This window comes from Streptomyces sp. NBC_00236, from assembly GCF_036195045.1.
GTDB lineage: Bacteria > Actinomycetota > Actinomycetes > Streptomycetales > Streptomycetaceae > Streptomyces.
On record NZ_CP108100.1, the window covers coordinates 1,481,726 to 1,506,943 of the forward strand.

Genomic DNA, 25,218 nt, shown 5'->3' on the forward strand with positions numbered 1-25,218 from the left:
TACTGGTTGTATCGGGGTGATCCCGACAACGCGGCGAGCAAGGGGGCCTCCCCTGCTCGAGCGAAGCCGAGAGCTCGGGGAAGTGCCAGGCGTCGCCGAGCAGGCGGGACTTCCGAAACCCGCCCTAGGAGAGGGCCGCGCCGACCATGACGGCGGTGCCCAGGTACATGCCGGCCTGGACCCAGGCGGCGGGGTGCGGGCGGTGGTCGTCGCCGTCGTCGAGGGCCACCGCACCCATTTGACCCGGCGTCAGTACGCCGATGACGATGCCGACCAGCGTCATCACCAGCACCCCGGCCAGACCGTAGAGGAGCGTGCTGAACAGGCCGTAGCCCAGGCCTTCTTCGGACTCGCTGGCCTGGATGGCCGACATGATGACCAGCCCGACCGCCAGGGACTGGCTGCCGAGGAGCACGGCCGCGCCGCGGTTGCGGTCCCGCCACACCACGTGGAAGAGCTTGCCGGGCGTGACGAGGTCGAGGGCGACGAAGCCGACGGCCATCACGGCGAGGCCCACGACCCCGTAGAGCAGGGCCTGCCCGGCCGACTCGAAGATCTCGGTCACTGCATTGCCTTTCTGGAGGGCGTCGTCAGGGCCGGGGCGCCGGGCGTCACTTGCCGGAGCCGGGGCCGCCGCCGCGGAAGCTGCTCGGGTTGGGCCAGTAGGTGAGGTGCTGGTGATGCCGGCGGTAGCCGTTGCGGTAGTCCTCGATCTCGATCGTGCTGCCGCTCCGGTACGGCGACACGGTCACCATGTCGTCGCCGTAGCGCAGGAACTCCATGCCGCCGCCGGACGTCCGGTCGAGGGCGTCGCGGTGGCCGTCGATCGCGTCGGCGACCTTGGCCGGGGAGCTGTTCCTGTCGAGCCACCCGCTCCCGCCGGCGGAGTACGTCTTGCCGATCCAGCTGCGCGGGACGCCGTCCTCCCCGTCGCTGGAGCAGGCGGAGAGCAGGACCGTGACCAGCACGGCCGCCACCGCCCCGCGTAGGAGTCGGGTGCTGTTCATCGAGCCTCCAGCCGGCTGTGGGTCGATACGATGTGCCCGTCCTGCGGGTAGCTGTGCCAGGTACGCCAGGCCAGCCCCGCGCCGGACCGCTTGCCGCACGCCTCGATGACCACCGCCGTCACCGCTTCCGGAGACCCGGGGAAGACGCCGCACAAGCTGTGTTCCGCCTCGTCCGCACGGCTCAGGGCATCCGCGACCCGGTCGCTGAACTCCCCGGGTCCGAAGCGTTCCGTGGTGGCGCTGAAGTCGTACGTCCACCCCGAGAACCGCTGGGTGTACGTCGTCGGCAGTCCACTGACCGCCTCCGGCAGGCACGCCACGGTCTCTCGTACCGGGCCCGCGAAGACCTGATGGGACGCGCCGAGCAGCCTCAGTCGCACGGCGAGCCCTCCCACGGACACCTCACGTTCGGCAAGCGCCGGCCGTTCGGTCAGGTCCAGAGAGAAGCAGAGCTGATCCGCGGCCGTATCCAGGTAAGGGGCCTGCAGAGATACGGCGTGCACGCGGCCCCCGGTCCGATATTGCTATGAGCGGCGCCGAGTATGGCACATGCCTCAACCATGGCCGCAAGCCGCCCCGGGAAGACCGACGCAGATCCTTCACCCTCCCAGCCCCGCCAGCCTCACGCTTCTCCATGAGGCACCACCCCGGCGTGATCGCCGGGGGCCGCACCACTTCAGCCGCTCTCAGCTCTCATCGGCCGTCCCCGGTCCACGTCCTACGCGACGTCAGGCCGGGTCATCAGCGGTGACCGCATGTGCAGTTCCAGGTCGGGTCCGGTGAGCGGCAGGGTGCTCCACAGGGCCGTGGCGGTCCCGGCGCCGGCGTCGATGACCAGCCGCACGCGGTGCGGGGTGGTGATGACGTGGAGATCGGCTACGAACTTGTCGCCCTGCCAGGCTCCGGCCGCGACGACAGGCCGGCCGAGCGGCGAACTCTCCCGCCACGCACCGTGGCACACCTCCAGGTCGAAGAGCGACTCGAACCGTACGCGCCAGCCGCCGTCGGCCGGATCGACGGTCACCGTCGTGCCGTCGGGCAGGGCCGATTCCTCGGCCGAGGCGTCGAGTCTCGCGTCGGCCGATCGCCCCGGGTCGGCCGAGCCCGGCACGAGCGGCAGCGCCAGACGACGCAGCCGCTCGGCAAGGACCTCGTCGTCCTGAACGCCTCCCTGCCGGCCCACGCCGGGCAGCAGGCACTCCCACATGGCGTCGAGCACACGCTGGGAATCGCCCTGGGCGGTCACGGCGACCACGAGGTCGTGCGACGGGACCACCACACACTGCTGCCCGAAGGCCCCGTGGCCGTGGTACCCGTGCCGCGACATCCAGAACTGGTACCCGTATCCGCAGGAGAAGTCGGCTTCGAACGACCCGTCCTCGAACGGCAGGCAGTCGATGTGCCGCCCGGTCGCGAGCTCCACCCACTCGCGCGGAACCAGTTGCCGGTCGCCCCAGGCGCCACCACGCAGCAGCAGTTCACCGAAGGCGGCGACGGCCTCGGTCGTCAGGTGCAGTCCATGGAATCCGAAGGCGGCACCGCTCGCCACCCGGTCCCACTCGGCGTGATCGATGCCCATCGGCTCGAAGAGGCGCTCGTCGAGGAACTCCGGAAGGCCGCGGCCTGTGACACGTTCCACCATCCTGGCCAGGATGAACGTGGTCGCGTTGTCGTAGACGTGCCGCGTCCCCTCCGTCGCAGCGAACGGCAGACGCAGGAAACCCTTCACCAAGTCGCCGGGCTCCATTTCCCACGCCTCGCCGAGACTGTCCGTGGGGTGCCCGGCCGTCATGGACAGCAGGTGGTGGACGGTGATGCGGCTCCCCTGCTCCGAGACGTCGGGCGGGACGTGGTCGGGCAACACGTCCACCACGCGATCGTCCAACGCGAGCAGCCCGTCGGCGATCGCGAGCCCCACGGCGATCGACGTGAACGACTTGGTCAGTGAGTAGAGAAGGTGGGGGCGCCCGGCCGAGTACGGCGCCCACCAGCCTTCGGCGACGACGTGACCGCGGTGCACGACCATGATCGAGTGACACTCGACGGATCGCTCTTCGAGCCGCTCCAGCATCAGGGCGATCGAACGGGACGATATCCCGGAGGTGGCCGGTGCCGAACGGGGAAGCAGGGGACGCCGAGAAGACATTCAGACGTTCTAACAGGCCCACGCGGACTGGCGCGACCGAGTTGTGGACGTGGGCCGGTGGCAGGCGACGCGCACGGAGAAGAGCGGTCGACCCACCCCCGCAGCAGCCTCGGAACGATGCGCAACGCAACCCTCGCTGCGCATGCTGGGCATTGAGCCGGATGTACCGGCCGGCCTCGACCGCCCGTTCCCGCCGCTTCTCGGTCACGAGGATGCGCGCACCGTCGGGGACGTGCGGGGTGCGACCTGACGGAGACGGAGCGGGACCGGATCCAGCGCGATACGGCGCATGGCCCCCGGCGAAGCCGGGGGCCATGCGTCACCACACCGAAACCGTCACCCGATCTCCGCCCCGAACGCCGACAGGGCCTCCGGAACCGGCTGGAAGAACGTCTCACCGCCCGAGGAGCAGTCGCCGCTGCCGCCCGAGGTCAGGCCGATCGCCGTGTCACCGGCGAAGAGCGAGCCGCCGCTGTCACCCGGCTCGGCGCAGACCGTCGTCTGGATGAGGCCGTTGACGATGTCGCCGTTGCCGTAGTTGACCGTGGCGTCGAGGCCGGTCACCTCGCCGTCGTGCACCTGGGTGGTGGAGCCGCTGCGCGTCACCGTCATCCCGACGGTGGCCTCACCCGCCTTGGTGATCGGCTGGGCGGAGCCGTTGTAGAGGTCGACCTCGCTGGGGTGCGCGGTGTCAGAGGTGTATTTCACCAGGCCGTAGTCGTTGTCGGGGAACGACGAGCCCGCGTTCGTACCGATCTCCGCGCCGCCCTGGGAGTCCGACCAGCTGGAGATCGCCTCGGTGCAGTGGCCGGCCGTCAGGAAGTACGGTTCGCCGTCCTTGACCACGTTGAAGCCGAGCGAGCAGCGCCCGCCGTTGCCCCAGATCGCGTCGCCGCCCGCGATGAACGGCTTGAACTCCCCGGCGGACCGCTTGAGCTCGGCCTTGCCGCCCAGCTCCTCGACCACCGAGCTGAGCTTCTGCCAGGCATCGCCCTTGACCGTGCGGTCCGCGGTGACGACCACCTTGTTGCTGACCGGGTCGACGGCCCATGAGGTGCCGGGGATCGTGGCCTTGCCGGTCAGGGTCTGCCGGGCCGACTTCAGTTCGGCGAGCGAGTTCTGCACGACTCTCGCCCTGCCGCCCGCCTGCCGCACCTGCTCGGCGGCGGCCTCGTCGACCACGTTCATCACGAGGTTCTTGGACGAGGCGTCGTAGTACGCGCCCGCCGCGTCGGTGCCCAGGTCCTTGCCGAGTCCGGTGGCCAGCTTTCCGGCCGCCACCGCGTCGAGCGTACGCGCGGTGAACTGCGGCACGTCGTCACTGGCGTTCGCACTCTGGAACGTCACTCCTGCCGCGACCAGGGCGACCACGGCCGACCCGGCCAGCACTGCGCGCTTCCTGGACATGCGTCGATGCTTCAACTTTCGACCTCCTGTGGGGCCGCGCACGGATGATGTGGGGTCGCCCGTACGCGGAGGATGGGGCGCCCACTATTCCGACCGGGCAGTTAGCACACAAGGCCGACTTCAGGACGCACACACGACACCACCGGTTCGGTCGTGTCACGTTCACTTCCGGAGGTCGGAGCCCGTCGATTCCATCTGCGAACACCCGCTGCAACCGCCGGGGCGGCAACGGGTGAGGACTAGTCCTGTCCGGTATTCGCCCCCGCCGATCCGATTCCCGGCGCACCCGGGTCCGCGTCTCCCCGCCGGCCGCTCAGATTCTCCCCACGCGCCATGCCGGGATCGACTCTGATAGGTCATCATCGGATGGTGCGGGGAAAGCCGGGCACGTCGTGCCCGCAGGAATCGCGAGGAGGCACGGAGTGCGCAGTCGGGTGCGCGCGGCCGACGGACGGCAACTGGTGGTGGAGCGTCTGGGGGATCCTCGCGGCAGACCGGTCTTCCTGCTGCACGGGATGCCCGGCAGCAGGCTGGGTCCGGCACCGCGCGGCATGGTGCTGTACCAGCGCAAGACACAACTGATCACCTACGACCGGCCGGGGTACGGCGACTCCGACCGGCTGCCGGGCAGATGCGTCGCCGACGCGGTGCAGGACGTACGGGCCATCGCCGACCACATCGGGCTCGACCGGTTCGCCGTCGTGGGCCGGTCCGGTGGCGCCTCGCACGCTCTGGCCTGCGCCGCACTGATGCCCGAGCGGGTCACCCGCACCGCCGCCCTGGTCGGGCTGGCCCCCCGGGACGCCGAGGGGCTCGACTGGTTCGAGGGGATGGCCCCCTCCAACGTCCTGGCGTACACCACGGCACGGTCCGATCCGGACAGCCTCGCGGAGTCGTTCATCTCGCGGTCCGCGGTGATCAGGAAGAATCCGGTGCGGCTGATCGACGATCTGCGCCGGGAGCTGACCGACTCCGACCGGATGGTGGTCAACGACGCCGGGGTGCGAACCATGTTGTTGCGCAACTACCGTGAAGGGCTGCGCACTTCGGCGTACGGCTGGATCGACGACGCGCTCGCGTTCAGTCACCCGTGGGGGTTCGACCCGGCCACCATCACCGGCCCGGTGCTGCTGTGGCACGGCGAGAAGGACGTGTTCTCACCGGTCGGTCACACCCGCTGGCTGGCGAGCCGCATCCCGGGCGCCAAGGTCGTGGTGGAACCGGCGGCTGCGCACTTCGACGCGCTGCACGCGCTCCCCCGCATCCTCACCTGGCTGCTGGACACGCCCAGGATCTGAGCGGCGGGAGCGTCCGGCCATCGGCCGGACGCTCCCGCGCGCATCACACCGCCTGCGGTTCCAGTTCACGCTGGAACCGGCGGTCGTCCCGGGCGATCCGGGTGAGGGGATGGTCCTCACCGAGCTGCCGGGTCAGCTCCTCGACCGTCTCCGCCCTGACATGGAGCGCCTCGTCCTTGCGCCCCATCGCACCGAGGGTGACCGCCATGTTCGACTTCATGGCCAGCGTCTCCGGGTGGTGCGCGCCCAGCACGTCCCGGAACTGTACCGCCAGTGACCGCTCGGTCTTCAGCACCACGTCGATATCGCCGCGCTCCGCCGTGGCGTTGGCCAGGTTCATCACGCTGAACAGTGTGTTGGGGTGTTCCCTCCCGTACACCTCGCGCATCGAGGCGACCACCCGGGTCAGCACCTGCTCCGCCTCCTCCGCCGCCCCGGTCCCCCAGAGGTAGACGCCCAGGTTGTTCAGCGCGGCCAGGGTGTACGGGTGCTTCTCGCCCGGCACCTTCATGTACTGGTCGACCACCTCCTGGGCGGTGGTCCGGGCCTCGGCCGTCTCCCCGGCCGCGAACAGGTCCGCCGCCAGATTGAGGTCGCAGGCCAGCCACTCCGGGTTGGCGGAGGTGTACTTGGCCCGGTAGCGGGCCCGGGTCGCCACCGTGAGCCGGCGGGCGTCCTCCAGCCGGCCCGCCCGGCGCAGCGAGACCGCCAGGCTCTTGGCCGCGCTGAGCGTGCCGGGGAAGGACCGGCCGAGGGTGGCCTTGTAGCTGTCGTACGTACGGCTGAGGATGCCGACCGAGTCCTCGTACCGTCCGACGTCCCGCAGGTCGCGGGCCAGGTTCATGGCCGAGGAGAGGCTGTACGGGTGTTCCTCGCCGAGCACCTCCCGGCGCCGGTCGAAGACGTCCTGGTCGATCTCGCGGGCCTTCGCGTACTGGCCGATGGACCGCAGGGTGAACGCCAGGTTGTTGGCCGCGGCCAGCGCCCTCGGGTGCGAGTCGTGGAAGATCTGGTTGAACCCGTCGGTGGCCTCGGTCGCCAGCTCGATCGCCCTGGTGTACTCGCCGAGCGTGCCGAGGTCCGTGGCCAGGCTGCTGGTGCTCATGTACGTGTGCGGATGCTCAGGGCCGAGCACCTCCCGCTGCGTCGCCAGGGTGATCTCGTCGAGCTCCATGGCCTCCACGTAACGGCCGCGCGAGCGGTAGATGTTGGAGAGGTGGAAGCAGAGGTAGAGGTACTGGATGTCCCGCTCCCCCAGCGTCTCGCGCCAGATGTCACGCAGTTCCTCGCAGACCGTGGTGGCCGTCCTGAAGTCGCCGCGCTTCCACAGGTAGCGCACCCGGTCGATCATGAGCCTCCGGGCCTCGGGCTCCTTGCAGTTGCGGGCGTCGGACGGGCCCAGGTGCGGCCATATCGTGGCGAACTGCGGCCAGTTGGCGGGGTTGTCGATCGGCTCGTCGTCATCGGGCCTGGCACCCGCCAGGATGCGGTGGACGGCGTGCCGGGCGTCCCGCTGCTCCTCCTCGGTGAGCTGGGCCCGGATGACGGCCTGGACGAGCCGGTGCACCTGGATGGAGTTGGAGACCTGGTCGACCTTGGCGAGGGCGAACCTGCCGATCTCCCGGATGACGCGGCCCAGCACCAGCTTCTCCTGGAGCGAGGCGTCGTACGGCTTCAGCGCCTCGATCATCTCCTTGCTGTACAGCAGGTTCCCCGAGATCGGCTCGGGGGCGAAGAAGGCGCAGAGCTGGAGCAGGCGCACCGCGGCGGGCGAGCGCTCCTTGAGGCGCTGGATGGAGATGTTCCACGTCGCGGCGACCGGTTCGGGGTAGCCGGCCGGCTGGTTCAGCGCCAGGACCTCCGGAGCCTGCTGGGCCAGCTGTTCGAGATAGGTGTCGATCGGGGTGGCGGTCTCCGCGATCCACGCGGCGGCCTGTTCGACGGCGAGCGGCAGGTCGCCCACCGCGGTGGCCACCTGGGCGGCGTCCTCGTCGCTCAGCCCGGGTGCCCGGCGCTGGAGGTGCTCGATGGACTCCTCGCGCAGGAAGACGTCGACGGGCAGCGCGTCGCCGTGCTGGGACCAGGCCTGGTTGCGGGAGGTGACCAGGATGTGGCCGGAGCCGCCCTGCGGGAAGTAGCGCCGCAGCCGCTCGGGGTCGTCGGCGTTGTCGAAGACCAGCAGCCAGCGGTCCGAGGGCACACCGCGGCGCAGCAGGTCGACGGCCTCCTGGGAGGCGGCCGCCATGTCGTCGCCGCCCTGGGCGCCGAGCCGGACGGCGAGTTCGGCGAGTCCGGCGACCACGTCGTCGGTCTGCTCGGACGATATCCACCAGACGAGGTCGTAGTCGGCCATGAACCGGTGCACGTACTCCAGGGCGACCTGGGTCTTGCCGACGCCGCCGAGTCCGTACAGGGTCTGCGGCTGCGGCAGCACGACGGCCATGCCGCCGCCGAGCTGGTCGCGCATCCGCTCCAGGACCAGGGAGCGGCCGGTGAAGCCGGGGTTGCGCGGCGGTGCGTTCCAGATCCGGGGGACGGTGCCGGGGAAGCGAGGGCCGGGCGACACCGCGTCGGTGAGCTGGACGGGCCGGTCCAGGGCACGTAACAGGGCGGCGGTAGCGTGCACCTCGTCGAGCCGGAACAGGTCGACGGGGTTGCGGTCGATGTAGGGCGCCGAAAGCCGTACGTCACCGACCCTGAGCGGCAGCAGATGGCGCCGCCCGCCACCCGGGTCCTCGGCGACGGCCCGGTCCCAGAGGTTCACCGCGCGTTGCGACTTGAGGTAGGCGCTGGAGAGCAGCACCACGGTCCGGACCGCGTTCTCGGCGGCGCCGGCCGTCGCCTCCTGCGGCTCCCGCTCGGCGGACACGTCGCGGGGGACGACGCGGAAGCCGGCCCGGGTGAGCACGGACTCGATCCAGTCGGCCCACATCCGGTTCTCCGCCACATAGCTGAGCAGGAGATCGGCGGGCAGGGCGGGCCTGCGCCGGGTGAACGCGTCACGGATGCGCAGCCGTACCTCTTCGCCGACCGCCGGCATCGAGGTGATCTGCTGGTCGGTGATGACGGAGGTGAGCCGTTCGAAGGCGGAGAGGAGGGAGTTGGTGAGTCCCGCCTCGTCGCCGAAGGTGGCCAGCGTCTCCTCGTACGCGTAGTAGGGGCGGTACGGGATCTCCACCGCACCCCAGTAGGCGGTGAGTTCGTCGCCCGACAGGTCGCGGGGCAGCCGGTCGAACTTCAGCCGGGCCAGGGCGCGTCCGGCGTCCGCCTTCTCCTTCTCGCCCTCGTCGATCCGCATCGGGACGGGGAAGATGGAGATGGGGCGGCCGGTGTACCGCTCGGAGATCTGCCGGGCGACCGAGGCGGCGCCGTCGATGGACTGATCGCTGAGGGTGAAGCAGTCGACGAGCACATCGGGCAGGTGGACGGTGCAGATGTCGGCGATGTCGCTGAGGCCGGTGCGGCTGTCGATGAGGACGTAGTCGTAGTTGGCCTTCATGTCGTCGCGCAGGGCGTCGAAGAAGTGGCCGCCGCCGAGCCGGTCGTAGAAGTTGTCCCAGTCGAACGTGGAGACGGTCGCGGAGTATTCGCGGTTCTGCCGTCCGGCGGAGACGAAGTCGAGCGTCCCGCCGTGCGGGAACTCCCAGCCGAGCGCCTCGGGGGTGAGCGAGACGGCGTGCGGCTGGATCCGGGCGTAGTCCCGGTGCCAGTCGTCGGCCCGCTGCACGGGGCTGGTCGCGGCCCAGGCGTACTCGGTGATCAGGTCGATGACACCGGTGGTGGCCCCGAGCGTCGAGGGGTCGAGGAACGGGTGGAAGAACCGGTGCAGTCCGGGTGCCTCCAGGTCCCAGTCGACAGCCAGTACCCGTTTGCCGTTGGCGGCGAGGATCCAGGCGGTGTTGGCCAGGGCCATGGTGCGCCCCGTACCGCCCTTGTACGAGTAGAAGGTGACGATGCGCCCGTCACGACTGGCCGTCATCCGTGTCCTCCGCATCCGTCGAAGCGTCATGTGTCCCGGGGATGTACTGGGTCTGCGCCATGGGTCCCATCAGGCGGGTCCGTTCGGTGGGGCCTCCGCCGCCGGTGGCGGGCAGATAGACGGCCGCGTGTCTCAGGTACTGCTGGGCGGCCACCTCGACCACCTGCGGCAGGATCTGGCCGAAGGCCTCCATGCTCGGTACGCCCTTGGCGGCGGCGCGGCAGTAGGCCCGGCCCTGGCGCATCTTGGTCGGCATGGTCCGCTCCAGCTTGGCGGTCAGTTCGGCCTCCGCGGCTCTGCTCTCGTGGTCGTCGCGGTTCCAGGGCACGACCATCGTCACCCAGGGGCGGTTCTCCGCGTCGAAGGCGGCGAGCCGCCGGCACCGGTCCTCGTCCTGGAGCGCCCAGCGGTCGACGAGGAGGATCTCCGGAGTGGTCGGGGGCTGCTTGCCGACCGGAAGGCCGGCCTCCTCGTCAAAGGAGGCGATGGTGGCCTGGTAGTTGAGGGAGCGCACCAGGTCCTCGGCGACATAGGCCAGGGGCCGTGCGGCGTCCGGGTGGTAGGGGTTCCAGTCCTGCGGGTTGTCGCCGTAGTAGTCGGCGTTGCGCCCCTCGGGCAGGTCGTGGCGGGTGGCGGCGGCGATGGTCACCTGCATGGGGCGGGGGCCGCCGGCGGCCATGCTGCTCGGTGAACCGAAGGCGCTGGGCGCGAGCCGGTAGTCGACGGGGCGGCCGGTTCCGATCCGTACGGTGTCCGCGACGCTGACGATGCGTTTGGCGAGCTCGTACACCGCACGCTCGTACTCCTCGTTGAAGAGTTTGAGCTTGATCAGTCCGTACAGTCCGTCGCTGACGTAACGGTCCCCGAAATCGCGGTGGTTGAACTGTAATCGCTCGGCCGGTCCGGGCAGCTGGCTGGGCGGCACCGGCACCCAGAGCGCCGGGACGATCGCCTCGGCGGGCTGGTTGGAGCGGGCCCGGTAGTGGATGGCCCGCTGGGCGAACGCGTACCACTCCTTGCCGCACATCTCGCTGGCGAAGTAGCGGGGCGAGAACAGCGGTACGAACACCCGGCAGGTGGCGAGGACTTCGCCGAGCCGTTCCGACCAGCCCTCGCCGGAACGTATCTCGCGGTCGATGAAGCCGGCGGGTGCGCCCGCGGGCAGATCGGTCATGGCCATCACATGGCCACAGAGATCCTGGAAGAGCCGTTCGACCCACATGTCGGGGTCCGTGCCACCGCCGTACCCCGGTGTGTGGGCATAACTCAAGAAGAAGTACGGCCGATGGTCCGCCGCTCGCTGCTGCGTCGTCGCGTGCACACGACCCCCGTCCTGTGTGAGCACCCGCACCCGAGGAGTGAAGAGAATGCGAGCGAATTCATCATTCCGGAGCGGACCTTGCTCCACCCCCATGACGTTCGGTCAATCAACGCCACTTTTCAGTCATCTGTTCCCGGACCCTGTCGATCACATTCCCGCACGGATGCGGTCTGCGGCTGTTCCTCCCGGTTGTCCCAAGTCTGCGCCCACCCTCCCGATCGAACCGGAATTCGGGGTTCAGAATTCTTTTCGCATCAGAGTCAGCAGTCGTTTCCCGCCGATGGTGAGTTCGGCGGCCCCTTCCAGCGTGTCGAGCGCCTGCGGGATACCGTTCCGGAACCGGTGATCGAATACCGCGAGCGCCAGCCGTTCATAGGCAGCTTCCAGCAGCCCGGAAAGCGGAACCAATTCGTCCTTCCAGGGCATTCGATGTTCCCAGGAGCCGTCCGCCGCGTAAAGATCCGTGACGTCCACAAGTGCCCGGAACCTCGCCCGGCGCACGCCGCGCAGCAGCGTGAGCGCCAGCGTGCCGGCGTTCCCGTCCGCCCCGATGCCGAGTGCTCCGTATCCGTGCCGGCCCACGGAGGGCTCGCCCGGCATCACCCCGCCGAGCGGGGTGAGGGTGAGCGGACCGTCGAGCGACCGCGCGCCGTGGGCGGGAGCCCGCTCCTCGATCAGCGCCCAGGCCTCGGTGAGCGCGTCACCCAGACGGCCGGCCGCCGCCGCGTCGAGCGTGGCCGCGGCAGGTGCGCCGAAGCAGTCCCGGTACGGGTCGAGGTCGTCGATCACGAAGCCGCGGCCCGGGAACGGGGCGCCCGGGAGGGCGAACCCGCGCACCGGCAGCCAGCCGGGTTCGGCCGCGGCGGACCGCCGGATGCGCCGCTCGGCCGATCCGGCGGCGGGGCCCGCCAGGAACCCGTCACCGGCCGCGCGGACGAGCACGGTGCCGTGCTCCCCCGGCCCGGCGACCGTCAGCCGGCCCAGGGTCGGCAGGACGAGCCCGCCGTCCCGGTAGGGCACCGGCACCCGTACGTCGAGGCCGGCCCGCACGGCCGCCGCCGCGACAAGGGTCTGCAGCCCGTCCGCCGCACCGGAAGGCGCCCCGGCCCGCTCCTCGTACAGGGCGTCCAGCGCGTCGAGCAGCCAGGTACGCGTGTACGGATGGGCGAGTACGGCGTCCAGCCCCCGGGCCTCTTCGTCCGAGCCCTCCAGGACGGCCGCCAGCTCCCAGGCCCGCGCCCACCGCTCACCGCCCCTGCCGTCCAGGTCGGCGTGCAGCCGCGCCAGCAGGGTGCGGGTGAGGTCCTCCTGGGCCGTGAGCAGTTCGGCCGGATCGGCCACCTCGGGCGCCACGGCGTCCGCGGGTGTCCGGGCCTCGATTCCGTGCACCAGGGCGGCGAGGTCGTGGCAGTACACGGACGGGTTGTCGAATCCCTCACCGGCACCGGCGGAACTGTAGCGGTGGGTGTACAGGCCTCCCCCGCACGAACGTACGACGGGGCAGCGGCGGCACGTGTCGCTGACCCCCTCCAGGCCGAGCTGTCTGGCCCGTACGCCGGGGTGCGCGGCGACCTCGTCGAAGGCATGCGCGAAGACGTCGAAGCCGGTGTCCGCCGCGCCCTCGTAGGCGCTCTTCAGCGAATCGACCTGCTCCAGGCTGCCGTCGGTCTCGACGACGACGAGGTCCGTCGGGGCCAGGCCCAGCGACTCCGTGAGGCTGGGGCCGCCGTTGAGTGTCGAGGCGACCGACGAGAAGATCCGCACCGGCACCGGACGCCCCTGTTCCTGCCAGCGGTCGAAGACCGCGAGGAGCCAGTCGGCGTAGGCGGTGGGCGATCCGTCCGGCCGCGGCGGCGGGTCGTCCCAGGTGGCGTGGGGAAGCAGGAAGTCGATGAGCGGCGGTTCGAGCTCGGTGAGCGCGTCGAGGACCGCGACCGGGTCGTTCTCGATGTCGACGGTGCACAGGAGGCCGAGGTTGAGATGGCGGTAGCGTTCCTGCCGGAGCAGCTCGACGGCCTTGAGTACCAGCGGGTGGCTGGTGCGCCCGTCGGCGAAGCGGCGGTGCCGGTCGTTGGCCGCGCGGTCGCCGTCGAGGGAGATGCCCACCTTGACGTCGTACTCGTTGAAGAGATCGAGATAGCGCGGGCTGAGCTGCAGTCCGTTGGTGTGGATCCGGAGGTCGAGCGCGGCGATGCCGTCGAAGGCGGAGGTCAGCTCTTCGCAGATGCGCCGCAGCCGGGCGGGGCCCGCCAGCAGAGGCTCCCCTCCGTGCAGGATTACTGACACGGAGGGCAGTGCGTGTGTCTTGGCATGCTCAGCCAGGCGCTGAGCAGTCCGGAAGATGACTTCGTCAGAGATTGTTTTCGGACGGGTTCGCCAGCTCTGATCGGCATGTTCGTAGACATAGCAATGGTCACAGGCAAGATCACACCTGCTGTGAACCTTGAGGACTACTTCACGGAAAGGGACCAGGGGTCCTGTCATTCCACCAGTCTAGCCAGGCCGGAAGGGTGATCCGGCAGACCTGACCGTCCCGGAGGATTGATCCGTTGGAGAGGGTTCAGAGGGAGGAGTTGAAGGTGGATGCCTGGCTGGGGCGACCGGCGGAGGCGACGTGCACCCGACCGAGCTTCCTGGCTGCTTCGCCGCCACGCGCGTCGATCGAGGCGAGCGGCACACGGCTCTTCTTCGCAACGGCGAAGGAGAGGGAGGATTCAGTGGTCTTCACGGCCGTCCTTGAGGGGATTCGTTCCGATGGAATGGTTCCGGACAGGAAACCAGCGTTGGTACCTGCACCATTGCAGTGTCCGGCGGCACGACTTTACTCTCATGGCTTCGGTTGGCAACTGAGGACGCCCACTTGGAACACGAGCGTCACACGGGACCGGCGCCGATCGAGCGGAACAACGGATTCCGCCATCGGGGTGACGACATAACCGCAGACGGGAGTGAACATGACGGCGATTCCCGGACCACTGCAGAGCATGGTCTTCAGGAACGCTGATCTGCCGGAGCTCTTTCACCATACGGACGCCATTGCGGTCTCCCGCCAGCGGGAGGCGGTGAATACCACCCGATGGCAGCTCATCCTGCTGGTCGGGGGCACGATACCTGCCGCACTGCCCTGGCGCGCGGAGGTCGGCGGCACCCTCCAACTCACCGACTGTGCCGCAGTGTTGGCCTACCTCGGCGTCCTGGTCGCCACCTTCCTCACCTCTCGGCGGAAAGCAAAGTCGCATTGGCAACTCAATCGCTCCGCGGCGGAGTTCATCAAATCGATGTGCTGGCGTTACTCGGTGCACGGCTCACCGTTCGACACCGGCACACAGCACCCCGAAGCGGTGTTCGCCAACCGGCTCGAAGAAGGGCTGCAGGAGCTCCGCAAGGTCGGCTGGTCCGACCCCCGGGACCGGGCGGCAGATTCCGGTGGTCTCATCACCGATTCCATGCGCGCGTTGCGGGAGAAGGCATTCACCGTGCGCAAGGAGACATATGTACGTGACCGGCTGATCGAACAGCGCAGCTGGTACCGCCGCCGCCAGGAGGTTTCCCGGCGGGCCACCCTGGTCTGGTCGACCACCATCGCCGTGCTGACGGCCCTCGCACTGCTGCTCGCCCTGCTCAGGGCCTTCTCGGTGGGCCAGTCCTTCGCGCTGACCGGAGTGCTCTCCGCCGCGGCCGCCGCCTGTCTGGCCTGGGCCGAGATGCGCCGCCACCATCCGCTGATCTCGGCCCACTCCCTGGTGGAGAAGGACCTGGAGTCGATGCAGATAGCGATGGAGACGACACTGAACGAGCGCCAGTGGCCGCGGGCGGTGTTCGAGACCGAGCGCATCGTCTCCCCGCAGCACACCGACTGGCTCGCCCGGCACCAGATGTGAGGCCACCGGCACACCGTCCCGCGTGACGGCCGGCCGTCACGCGGGGCACCACCGCCCGTGACGGCCGGTCAGCTCCGCTCGACCCCGTCGCGCCAGATCACCGTCACCGGGCGGCCGAGCCCGCGGGCGTACGTCACGATGTCCCCCGTACCGCCGAGGCCGCGGGCGGGGCGGCCGTCCCACACGGCGATCAGCCGGTCGCAGTGATCGGCGATGTAGGCGCCGGCGGCGTAGTACGCCTCGTCGGTGGAGTGCGGGTAGTCCAGTCTGACCTCGCGCACGGCCCGGGCCTTGAGCGCCCGGTAGCGGGCCAGTTCCGCCCCGTCGGCGAAGCAGGCCTCGTAGTCGCCGCTGGGGATGACCACGGTCAGCTGGGCGCCATGGGCGAGCGCGAGGTCGGCGAAGAGCTGGTCCGCCCCGACGGCCAGGCTGGACAGTGCCTCCACCGAGCCGTCGAATCCGCGGAACGCCGCTCGCATCGAGGCCAGCACATGGTCGTGGGCTTCCTGCGGAATGCTGCGATGACCGGTCACTCCGATGCGTTTCACGGACCTGGAACCCCCTGGGGTGTCTGCCGGGGGGTTCCCGGAGGCCGTCCCTCCGGGAGGCGCAGCATCCGCCCCCGTTGCTCCTGCGTGACCGTCCTGTGTCACATCCTCTCAAAAGCCGCGGGGTCAGCGGGAGCCCCCGCCCGTAATTCGGGCGGGGGCTCGGCGTGTTCGACTTGCGCTTTCGAGGGACGGGCCGGTTCCGGGGGGCTGGACCGGCCACTCGGCGTGTCAGTAGATGCTGACGCCGTACGCGCTGAGTGCCTCGGTGACCGGCTGGAAGAAGGTCGTCCCACCGGAGCTGCAGTTGCCGCTGCCGCCCGAGGTGAGCCCGATCGCCCTGGAGCCGGAGTAGAGCGGACCGCCGGAGTCGCCGGGCTCCGCGCACACGTTCGTCTTGATCATGCCGTAGACGATGTCGCCGTTGCCGTAGTTGACCGTGGCGTTGAGCGCCGAGACGGTGCCGCTGTGGATGCCCGTGGTGGAGCCGCGGCGGGTGACGGACATACCGACCGTGGCGTTCGCCGCGCTCGTGATGTCAACACTGCCGACGGTGCCCGGGTGGGCGAGGGAGGTGTTGGCGTACCGGACCAGACCGTAGTCGTTGGTCGGGAAACTGGACCCGGCCGTCGGACCGATGCTCGTGGTGTTGGCGGAGTTGGTGTACCAGGGCGGGTTGCCGTCGGTGCAGTGACCGGCGGTCAGGAAGTAGTACGTGGTGCCGCTGCGGACGTTGAAGCCGAGGGAGCAGCGGAAGCCGGGCCCGTAGATGGCGTCACCGCCGGAGAGCAGCTTGCTGAACTTACCGGAGGTGCGCTCGATGCGCAGGGCGCCCGCGTTGGCGCCCGCGGAGTCCCTGATCTGCTGGATCTCCGAGGCGGAGACCGTGCTGTCGGCCGTGACCACGACCTTCTTCGTCACGGGGTCGACGTTCCAGGCCGTACCGGCCACGTCGGCGCCGAGCACGGCGTCGCTGGCGGCGGAGAGCTGGTTCGCGCTGTACGTTCCGGTGGAGCTGGCCTGGGCGCTGGGGACGGTGAGTGCGGCGACGGCCACGAGACCTGCGGCGATACCGATGGCCCTGCTGCGTCTCGCGGCGGTGCTGAGGGGGGTGGTGCGCTTGATCCTCACTTGTTTCCTCCCGAGGAGGTCGGGGGTCCGCCTGTGGGGTGGTCGGACCCGTGAGGCGCAGTCATGGGCGCGGCCATCCGTCCGCATTCCGGATGTGCCGTGCCCCTGACAAGCGCTGCTCGGGAGTATTCAAGGCGTCAACTTCTGGCGCAAGGGCGCCTTTTGGCCTGAGCTTGCGGGGCACCCCCTTTCCCGCCGCCGCGCCCGGCCCCGGCACAGGACGGTCTGCCGGGGCCGGGCGCGGCCGGGACGAGGGGGTGGGTTCAGCCGTCGGTCCTGCGCCGCTCTCCGGCCTCGACGGCGATCGGCAGGGTGTTGCCCGGCGGCGGGAAGGGGCAGATGAAGTGGTCCGCGAAGGCGCAGGGCGGCAACAGCGCGCGGTTGAGATCGACCGTCACCGAGCCGTCGGCGGCCGGGGCCGGGGGCCGCAGGAACCTGAAGCGGTAACTGGTGTCCCCGCTGGTGGCATCGGCGAAGACCGCCCAGAGCGAGCCGTCGCCCTCCACGGCCACCTGGAGCGTGTGCTCCACGCCGTCCAGCGCGAAGGCGATCTCGCCGCCGAGCCCCAGCCCCCGCTCGACACCGTCGGCGTTCTCGACCCGGACGGTACGGGAGGTGTCGTACGGGCGGAAGCGGCCCGGCACGGCCCAGCGCGGGTCGTACGGTGTGGCCTCGATCGCGCGGAAGGCGCGTCGCGCCGGAGAGTCCGGGTCGAAGTCCCGTACCGCCCACAGGCCTTCGCGGCTCAGCACGACGAGCCGGCGCCCGCCCTGCGCCACCCGGGAACCGTCGATCGGCCCGCGGTCGGCGCCGAGGCGGACCTGGCCGGTGAACGCCTTCCCGTCCACGCTCAGCCCGTCCTCGGGGCCCGCGGTGAGCACCACCTCGTCACCGTCCTCCGCCCAGTGCCCCGGGACGGCCGGAATTCGACCTTCCGGGTAGTCGGAGAGCCAGTGGGTGCCGGTGAGGGACAGCGGCCCGTGCGGAGCGGCGACCGTGGCGGTCCGCTCCTCGTGCCAGTGGTTCCAGTCCCGCGCTGCCTGCTGCTGTGCGTCCGTGCTCATGTGGTCAACCTTTCCATACCGGCGCGGCGAGCCCGAGGTGCGACCGCAGCGTGGAGCCGGTGTACGCGGTGCGGAACACCCCCCGTTCCTGGAGGAGCGGAACGACCCGGTCGACGAAGTCGTCGAGGCCGCCGGGGACGAGATGGGGAACGAGGACGAAGCCGTCGGCGGCTCCCGCGGCGACGCGACGGGTCATCTCCGCCGCCACGGTCTCCGGACTGCCGATGAAGGGCTGACGGTCCGTCGCCGCGATGACCGTGCCCCGGATGGACAGCCCCTTCTCCCGGGACAGTTCGCGCCAGCGCGCCGCGAGCGCGAGGGCGTCACCGTTCCCGGGCCGCGCCGCCGCGAGATCCGGATCGCACGCGGGCAGCGGCCCGTCGGGATCGTACGCGGAGAGGTCGCGGCCCCAGATGCGCTCCAGGGCGGCGATCGCGTGCTGCGGCGAGACCTGTTGCAGGCGGATCCCGGCCGCCCGCTCCCGTGCCTCCGCGTCGCTGTCGCCCAGCACCACACCGGTGCCGGGCATGATCTTCAGTTCGCCGGGTTCCCGGCCGTACTTCGCCAGCCGGCTCCTGATGTCGGCACAGAACGCGCGGCCCGCCCGCGAGGTGCCGTGCCGGGTGAGCACGACGTCGGCGGTGGCCGCGGCGAACTCGCGGTCCTGTGCCCCGTCCGCTGTCCGGATGACGACGGGGTGCACCTGCGGCGGGCGCGGGACGGTGAACTCGCCCTCGGCCCGGAAGTGCCGGCCGTGGTGGGCGAAGGGGCGCGGGGCGCCCTCGGGCGTCCAGGAGTCCCACAGCCCGCGGGCCGTGGCGACGAACTCCGCGGTGCGGGCGTACGCGTCCCCGTCGGCGCGGCCGGGGTGGCCGGCGCGCCGGAAGTTCTCACCCGCGAAGGCGTCGGCCGAGGTGACGACGTTCCACGCGGACCGGCCGGCGCTGAGGTGGTCGAGGGTGGCGAACCGGCGGGCCAGTTCGTAGGGCTCGTGGAACGTGGCGCTGACGGAGGCGGCGAGACCGAGCCGGTCGGTGAGCGCGGCCAGCGCGGGCAGCACCGTGAGGGGGTCGGGGCGGCCGGCCACGTCCAGGTCGTGGACCAGGCCGTCGTGCTCACGCAGCCGTAGCCCCTCGGCGAGGAGGAGGAAGTCGAACAGCCCTCGTTCGGCGGTCCGCGCGAGGTGTGCGAAGGAGGCGAACTCGATCTGACTGCCGGAGCGCGGGTCGTCCCAGACGGTCATGTCGTCCACCGGGAACTGCGCGGCGAGATGCATCTGTTTCGGTGCGGCCGTCATGCCCGTGCTCCCTGGAGGGCGTACCGGTTGGCCGGGCGGGGCAGGCCCAGATGCTCGCGGAGGGTGCCGCCGGGGTAGAAGGTGCGGAACAGACTGCGGTGCTGGAGCAGGGCCACGGTGCCGTTGACGATCCGTTCGAGGTCGCGCCCCGGGGTGAGCGGGGTGAGGTGGAAACCGTCGACGGCTCCGGCCCGGTACCACTGGGTGATCAGGTCGGCGAGGTCGACCGGGCCGCCGCGGTAGTACGTCCCGTGCCCGGCGAGCGGCGGCCCGCTCGCCAGCCCGGGTTCCGGAGGGGATTCGGCGTCGCCGAGGTCGACGGTGAGCGCGACGAGCACCCGCAGCGTCCTGGGGTCCCGTCCGTGGTCCGCCGCGCGGCGGTGCACGTCGTCGCGGATCCCGGCGGCCCGCTCGGGTGTGCCGGCCCGTACGAGCACCACGTCAGCGTGGTGCGCGGCCACCTCCCGCGCCGGACCGGCCGTGCCGTCGACCACCGTGACCGGGTGGCCCTGCGGAGGCCGGGGCACGACGGCGGGGCCACGCACACGGAAGGCGGCGCCCTCGAAGTCGGTGCGGTGCAGCTTGCCGCGGTCGAGGAAGCGTCCGGTGGCGGCGTCCCGGATCTCGGCACCGTCCTCCCAGCTGTCCCACAGACGCGTCCCCGCGTCGGCGGCCTCGCCGGCCTCACGCCACAGTTCGGCGGCGGGCGCGGCGGAGCGGCGGCCGAACAGCCGGGCCTCGGCGGCGGTGCTCGACACGTCCACGCACCAGCCGGCCCGGCCGCGGCTGACCCAGTCCAGCGTGGCCACGGCGGAGGACACGTGGAAGGGCTCGGTGTGGGTCGTGGTGACCGTCGGGACGAGACCGATCCTGCGGGTCTCGGGCGCGACCCGGGAGAGCACCGCGAGCGCGTCGGGCCCCGGCCGGGCGAACGAGTCGCCGAGGGAGACGAAGTCGAGGGCCCCGTCCTCGGCGAGCCGGGCGAGGCCGGTGTAGTGCGCGGGGTCGTAGCGGGGCGGGCCACCGATACCGGCGGCCAGGTGGAGCGGACGGAGAGGCGGCATGGGCGGGCTCTTTCGGCGGGTACGGACATGGCGCAGGGCCCCGGAGTGCCGGGTCACAGCACCTTGGAGAGGAAGGCGCGCGTGCGTGCGTGGCGCGGCCGGTCGATCACCTCGGCGGGCGGGCCCTGTTCGACGATCCGTCCCTCGTCCATGAAGACGACGGTGTCGGCGACCTCGCGGGCGAACCCGATCTCGTGGGTGACGACGATCATCGTGGTGCCCTGCTCCGCGAGGTCCTTGATGACGTCGAGGACCTCGCCGACCAGTTCGGGGTCGAGCGCGGAGGTGGGTTCGTCGAACAGCAGCAGTTTCGGTTCGAGGGCGAGGGCCCGGGCGATGGCGACACGCTGCTGCTGGCCGCCGGAGAGCTGCCTCGGATACGCCGTCGCCCGGTCGTCGAGTCCGACGCGGGCCAGGAGCCGGTGTGCGGTGGCGGCGGCCTGCTGCTTCGTCCGCCCGAGTGCGGCCACCGGCGCCTCGGTGACGTTCTCCAGGACGGTGAGGTGGGGGAAGAGGTGGAAGTTCTGGAAGACGAAGCCGATCCGGGTGCGGCGGCGCAGGACCTCGCGCTCGGGGAGTTCGTACAGCCGGTCGCCCTTCCTGCGATAGCCGACGAAGTCCCCGTCCACGGTGATCGAGCCCCGGTCCGCCTTCTCCAGGTGGTTGACGGTGCGCAGCAGGGTGGACTTGCCGGACCCGGAGGGGCCGAGGATCACGGTCACCTCACCCGGGCGCACGGAGAGATCGATGCCGCGCAGGACGTCGAGGGAGCCGAAGCTCTTGTGCACCCCCCGGATCTCGACCATGGGCGTGGCGGGGGCAGCGGCTGACGCGTCGGCCGGTTCGGTCTTCGGGGGACGGCTGGTCGTCTTCATGGGCATGTCCTCGGGGGCTTTCGTTCGGGAGTGCGCGTGCCGGTCAGTCATCGGTGCCGCCGAGGCCGCGCAGGAAGGTGAGGGCGGCGCGTGCGGTGGCGTCGTTCTGCCCGAACGCCGGGCCGCCCGTGCGCGGCCGGGTGAACGCGCCGCTCGTCCGGGCGGCCGTGTGCGGGCCGAGGGCGAAGCGGCGGGGGTGCGGGAGGCCGTCGCGGTCCAGGATCCGGCCGTTCGCGGGTTCGACGGAGAGGAGTCCGGAGGCGGTGGCGGCCGCCCCGTCCTCGTACAGCGCCCGGAGCAGGGTGCTGCGGGTGCGTCGCGGTGAGGGGTCGGGCAGCCGGGCCTCGACGAGGGCGCGGGACTCCAGCCGCTCCCCCGGCACGGTGGCGCCGGCCGCACGGAACACACCCAGTTCCTCGTCGGTTCCGACCGTCATCCCGGCACCGAGGAAGCGGACGACACCGGCCCGCGACAGCGCGAGCAGTTGCCGCAGCCGGGGGCCGGGCGGTCCGGACGCGAGGTAGCTGAAGAAGCCGTGCCACCACTCCCCGATGTCGGGGAACCGGGTCAACTGGCCGTACACGGAGAGCAGTCCGAGGAAGACGGCGAGGTCCTCGCTGTGCCCGGGATCGTGCCGGCGGTCCAGGTCGGCGGTGATGTAGGCGCGTGTCGCCTCCTGGAACGAGGCGGCCGAGGTGTGGCGCATCCCGTCCAGCGGGTGATCGAGCGCCGCCAGGTCGAGCCGGTCGGCGGGGTCGGGAACGGCCGCGGCGATCACCGCCCGCAGATCGGCACTGCCCGGGTCGGCGGCCGCGTACTTCTCCTCGAAGGCGGTCCAGTCGGCCGTGGTGCGTTCCGGGTGGGCGTTGAACAGCCGGTGGTAGTGGGCGTAGCCGAGCTCTTTGTCGACATGGGGCCATATGTCACGGCGGAAGTCGGGGGGCTCGGCGCGGCTCAGGAGCTCCTCGGCCCGGTCGGGTCCGAAGAAGCGCGGGAGCGGGGGCCGCTCGCCGGGGCGGACGTATCCGATCTTGGAGTGGTACGGGACACCGCGCCGGGATCCGACGTAGAGGACGGGTTCCCTGCCGGAGGGCAGGTAGGTGCCGTTCTCGTGGCGTCCGCCGCGGCCCTCGGTGAGCAGCACCATCAGATCGATGAAGGCGAGTCCGAAGCCCCGCACGATGACGGGTTCTCCGGCGGGCAGGGCGCTGAGGTCACTGTCGGCGGTGAAGTCGGGCGGCAGATGGATGAGGCCGTGCCGGTCCGCGAAGCGGGAGAGCCGCCGCTGTTCGTCGTCCGGTTCGGCGTCGAGGTGGCCGAGGGTGAGGACCACGAGGTCGGCGGTGAGCGGTTCGGCGCGGCCCTCCAGGTGGACGGTCTGGCGGCCGTCCCGGGGGCCGGTGACGCGCAGGGCCCGGCCGCGGTGTTCGTGGACGGTGACGGTGGGCGGGAGCGCGGCCACCGACTCCTCGTACACCCAGCGCAGATAGGCGCCCTGCAACCGCCGGCTCGGGAAGTCCTCCCCCGTCAACTCGTCGATCTCGGCGCGGAGTCCGGGGTCGGCGGCGATGTCCGGGCCCGGTGCGGTCCGTCCCTCGCGCACGTCGGCCGCCCAGGCGTCGAGCGCCGGACCGGGCCGTACGGGACCCTCCAGGCGGACGGTGTCGTCGGTGAACATGGTGACGTCCTCGGCCATGGAGTTCATCCACAGCAGCGGCGACTGGTCGTGGCGCCAGATCCGGCCCCCGCCGGGCGGGAACGGGTCGACGAGGTGGATGTCCAGCGGCCTGCCGCCGTACAGCGCGGGGGCGTTGGCCGCGATGCGCTCGATGACGCCGGTGCCGCGCGGTCCGGCGCCGATGACGACGAGCGTCGGGACGGCGTTCACCGGGCGTCCCCGGTGCCGCGCGCGTAGTGCCGCTCGACGTAGTGCTGTCCGACGCTGAGCAGTGAGGTCACGACGACGTACCAGAGGGTGGCGACCAGCAGCAGCGGGATGACCTGGTACGTGCGGTGGTAGACGAGCTGCACCGAGTACAGCAGGTCCTGTACGGCGATGATGCTGACGATCGACGTGCCCTTGAGCGTGCCGATCAGCATGTTCCCGGCGGGCGGCACGATGGAGCGCATCGCCTGCGGCAGCACGATGCGGTGCAGCCGCCGCCACGGGCCGAGCCCGAGCGACTGGGCGGCCTCCAACTGTCCGCGTTCCACGGACAGGATGCCGCCGCGGACGACTTCCGCCGCGTACGCGGCCTCGTGGAGCGTCAGTCCGATGACGGCGACCGTGACGGGGCCGAGAAGGTTCACCGTGCGGATGCCGAGGATCTCCGGGTAGAGCGCGCCGATGTTGAACCAGAACAGCAGCTGGACCAGGATCGGGGTCGACCTGAAGAGCCACACGTACCCCCAGCCGACCGCCTGGAGCACGCGGTTGGCGGAGAGTCTGAGAACGGCGAGCAGGGTCCCCAGCGCGAAGCCGAGCGCCATCACGAGCGCGGTGAGCCAGAGCGTGAGGCCGAGGCCGCGCAGCACGGCCGTGGTGGTGAAGTAGTCGCCGACGACGTCCCATTGGAAGGCGTCGTTGCGGATGACGGAGTTCAGCGCGAGGGCCAGCAGGACCAGTACGGCGGCGGCGGCCGTCCACTGGCCGGTCCGGCGCACCGGAACGATCCGCAGCCGGTCGGCATCGTTGTCTTCGAGGGGCTCGGCCGGAAGAGCCGGCGGGAGGGTGTCTGTCTGTGCGGACATACGAGGGCTCCGTGGATGCGGCGATCGAACACGGGGCGCGCCCTCGGCACGGAACACAACGGTGGAACACAACGGGGAGCGGGCCCCTCAGCCCGATCCGCCTTTGCGGTAAGCGCTGTTCGGCGCGGCTTGTCAACCCCGTCCACACTATGAGAGGTGCGTCTCAGGTCAGTTGACGGACCACCGGATGCCTGTTCCACTTGGGCCATGCATTCGCAGCAGTGGCTGGTCAAGCGCTCCCACATCGACTTCGGTCGCGTGTGGTCCTGTTCCTGTTGAGCCTTCGCCCTGCTCCGTCCCGCATTCCCGCTCGCGCCGTGACCGGCGTCTGAGCTCTTCTCCCCGCGTGCCCTCGCGTACACAACGCCGCACCACCCTCCCCTCGCACCGGTCTTGCCTCGAGTTCCGCCTTTCCTCCGCCCCGTCCGTGGGCCGTCGCGCGCTGCCCCGCGCCCGTCCGCGGCCGACGAATCTGGAGAACCATCCCTCATGCCCCGTACCCGGCACACCGCTGCCTTCGCGCTGATCACCGCCGCCACTCTGACGCTGACCGCGTGCGGGTCCGGCGATCCGGCGGCCTCCCCGGCGGGCGCGGCTGGTTCCGCCCCCAAGGGCGCCGTCCCCACCGCCGATGTCGTGTCGGGAGTGAGGAAGGACGCGGCGGCGGCCGCCCTGCTGCCCGCCGGAGTCCGTTCGTCCGGCACCCTGAGCATCGCCTCCAGCGTCGGCTCCCCGCCCAGCGCCACCTATCTCGCGGACGGCACGACCCTGGCCGGCGTCGACATCGACTTCGGGGACGCCGTGGCCAGGGTCCTGGGGCTGAAGCCGCAACGGGAGGTCGCCGCGTTCGAGGCGATCCTGCCCGCGCTCGGCAGCGGGAAGTACGAGGTGGGCACCGGCAACTTCGGTGTCACCGACGAACGCAGCCGGACGATCGACTTCGTCACCTACCTCAACGACGGCCAGGGCTTCGCCGTCCGGGACGACAGCAAGCTGGCCGAGGTCACCGGTCTCGCCCAGCTCTGCGGTCTGACGGTGGGGACGGCGGCGGGCACCACCTTCGAGGTGACGCTGGAGAAGAACCGGCACCTGTGCTCCGAAGCCGGCAAGGAGGCGTACGACGTGAAGACGTACTCCGATCAGTCGGCGGTCTGGACCTCGCTCCAGCAGGGGCGCACGGACGTGGTGATGTCGACCATCAACGGCCTGCGGTACGCGGTGGGGCAGCAGGAGGGGGTGCGCTTCCTCAACGAGTTCAAGCGGCTCGACGTCGGCTTCGCCTTCAAGAAGGGCACCCCGCTGGCGCCCGCGTTCCAGGCCGCCGTCAACCGGCTCAAGGCGGACGGCACCTACGACCGGATCCTGAAGAAGTGGGGCATCTCCGCCTCGGCGGTCGCGACCTCGCAGATCTCGCCGCCGGAGATCAAGTGACGCACAGTCAGTGACGTT

20 protein-coding genes are annotated in these 25,218 nt (G+C 70.8%); 3 read left to right on the forward strand and 17 right to left on the reverse strand.

The window, feature by feature from the left end:
* Positions 1-124: 124 nt before the first annotated feature.
* From OG446_RS06490 to OG446_RS06510, 5 genes are all read right to left on the reverse strand, one after another.
* Complete coding sequence (locus OG446_RS06490; protein ID WP_328893121.1) at positions 125-565, reverse strand: DUF350 domain-containing protein; 441 nt, start codon at positions 563-565, stop codon at positions 125-127.
* A gap of 46 nt (positions 566-611) precedes the next feature.
* Entirely contained in the window at positions 612-1,007 is a 396-nt protein-coding gene (locus tag OG446_RS06495) for a DUF4247 domain-containing protein (RefSeq protein ID WP_328893122.1), read from the reverse strand.
* Positions 1,004-1,510: a DUF2617 family protein gene (locus OG446_RS06500; RefSeq protein ID WP_328893123.1), complete on the reverse strand. Its 507-nt coding sequence runs from the start codon at positions 1,508-1,510 to the stop codon at positions 1,004-1,006. Before OG446_RS06500 ends, OG446_RS06495 begins: the two co-directional genes overlap by 4 nt.
* Positions 1,511-1,725: 215 nt before the next feature.
* Positions 1,726-3,153 (reverse strand): serine hydrolase domain-containing protein, encoded by a 1,428-nt coding sequence (locus tag OG446_RS06505; protein ID WP_328893124.1) that lies wholly within the window; start codon positions 3,151-3,153, stop codon positions 1,726-1,728.
* Between the two features lie 336 nt (positions 3,154-3,489).
* Entirely contained in the window at positions 3,490-4,575 is a 1,086-nt protein-coding gene (locus tag OG446_RS06510) for a S1 family peptidase (RefSeq protein ID WP_328893125.1), read from the reverse strand.
* Between the two features lie 407 nt (positions 4,576-4,982).
* On the opposite strand from OG446_RS06510, the gene OG446_RS06515 reads away from it, so the two are divergent.
* Complete coding sequence (locus tag OG446_RS06515; RefSeq protein WP_328893126.1) at positions 4,983-5,858, forward strand: alpha/beta fold hydrolase; 876 nt, start codon at positions 4,983-4,985, stop codon at positions 5,856-5,858.
* Between the two features lie 43 nt (positions 5,859-5,901).
* On the opposite strand, the gene fxsT is transcribed toward OG446_RS06515, so the two are convergent.
* The 4 genes from fxsT to fxsA all read right to left on the reverse strand — a co-directional run bounded on the left by fxsT (position 5,902) and on the right by fxsA (position 13,886).
* On the reverse strand, positions 5,902-9,837 hold the full coding sequence (gene fxsT / locus OG446_RS06520) for an FxSxx-COOH system tetratricopeptide repeat protein (RefSeq protein ID WP_328893127.1): 3,936 nt from the start codon (positions 9,835-9,837) through the stop codon (positions 5,902-5,904).
* On the reverse strand, positions 9,821-11,182 hold the full coding sequence (gene fsxC / locus OG446_RS06525; protein ID WP_328898216.1) for an FxsC protein: 1,362 nt from the start codon (positions 11,180-11,182) through the stop codon (positions 9,821-9,823). The genes fxsT and fsxC overlap by 17 nt, the downstream gene beginning before the upstream one ends.
* Before the next feature lie 213 nt (positions 11,183-11,395).
* Positions 11,396-13,642, reverse strand: coding sequence for a radical SAM/SPASM protein FxsBH, inactivated beta-hydroxylase extension form (fxsBH, locus tag OG446_RS06530; RefSeq protein WP_328893128.1), 2,247 nt, complete (start codon positions 13,640-13,642; stop codon positions 11,396-11,398).
* Between the two features lie 76 nt (positions 13,643-13,718).
* A complete protein-coding gene (gene fxsA / locus OG446_RS06535) occupies positions 13,719-13,886 on the reverse strand; it encodes an FxSxx-COOH cyclophane-containing RiPP peptide (protein ID WP_328893129.1) in 168 nt (55 codons plus the stop codon).
* A gap of 256 nt (positions 13,887-14,142) precedes the next feature.
* Between fxsA and OG446_RS06540 the strand changes: the two genes are divergently transcribed.
* Complete coding sequence (locus tag OG446_RS06540) at positions 14,143-15,039, forward strand: DUF4231 domain-containing protein (protein WP_328898217.1); 897 nt, start codon at positions 14,143-14,145, stop codon at positions 15,037-15,039.
* Between the two features lie 68 nt (positions 15,040-15,107).
* On the opposite strand, the gene OG446_RS06545 is transcribed toward OG446_RS06540, so the two are convergent.
* The 8 genes from OG446_RS06545 to OG446_RS06580 all read right to left on the reverse strand — a co-directional run bounded on the left by OG446_RS06545 (position 15,108) and on the right by OG446_RS06580 (position 23,769).
* Entirely contained in the window at positions 15,108-15,587 is a 480-nt protein-coding gene (locus tag OG446_RS06545; protein WP_328893130.1) for a hypothetical protein, read from the reverse strand.
* A 231-nt stretch (positions 15,588-15,818) separates the two neighbouring features.
* Positions 15,819-16,718: a S1 family peptidase gene (locus OG446_RS06550; protein ID WP_328893131.1), complete on the reverse strand. Its 900-nt coding sequence runs from the start codon at positions 16,716-16,718 to the stop codon at positions 15,819-15,821.
* A 263-nt stretch (positions 16,719-16,981) separates the two neighbouring features.
* Entirely contained in the window at positions 16,982-17,782 is an 801-nt protein-coding gene (locus tag OG446_RS06555) for a DUF1684 domain-containing protein (RefSeq protein ID WP_328893132.1), read from the reverse strand.
* A gap of 4 nt (positions 17,783-17,786) precedes the next feature.
* A complete protein-coding gene (locus OG446_RS06560; protein ID WP_443050264.1) occupies positions 17,787-19,058 on the reverse strand; it encodes an NtaA/DmoA family FMN-dependent monooxygenase in 1,272 nt (423 codons plus the stop codon).
* A 17-nt stretch (positions 19,059-19,075) separates the two neighbouring features.
* Positions 19,076-20,143: an LLM class flavin-dependent oxidoreductase gene (locus OG446_RS06565; RefSeq protein ID WP_328893134.1), complete on the reverse strand. Its 1,068-nt coding sequence runs from the start codon at positions 20,141-20,143 to the stop codon at positions 19,076-19,078.
* 53 nt (positions 20,144-20,196) lie between these two features.
* The gene (locus OG446_RS06570; protein WP_328898218.1) at positions 20,197-20,949 is read right to left on the reverse strand and encodes an amino acid ABC transporter ATP-binding protein; all 753 of its coding nucleotides are present in this window, start codon (positions 20,947-20,949) and stop codon (positions 20,197-20,199) included.
* Positions 20,950-21,061: 112 nt separating this feature from the next.
* Positions 21,062-22,906 (reverse strand): FAD/NAD(P)-binding protein, encoded by a 1,845-nt coding sequence (locus tag OG446_RS06575; protein ID WP_328893135.1) that lies wholly within the window; start codon positions 22,904-22,906, stop codon positions 21,062-21,064.
* Positions 22,903-23,769: an amino acid ABC transporter permease gene (locus OG446_RS06580; protein WP_328893136.1), complete on the reverse strand. Its 867-nt coding sequence runs from the start codon at positions 23,767-23,769 to the stop codon at positions 22,903-22,905. Before OG446_RS06580 ends, OG446_RS06575 begins: the two co-directional genes overlap by 4 nt.
* A 489-nt stretch (positions 23,770-24,258) precedes the next feature.
* On the opposite strand from OG446_RS06580, the gene OG446_RS06585 reads away from it, so the two are divergent.
* The gene (locus OG446_RS06585; RefSeq protein WP_328893137.1) at positions 24,259-25,200 is read left to right on the forward strand and encodes an ABC transporter substrate-binding protein; all 942 of its coding nucleotides are present in this window, start codon (positions 24,259-24,261) and stop codon (positions 25,198-25,200) included.
* Positions 25,201-25,218: the final 18 nt, after the last annotated feature.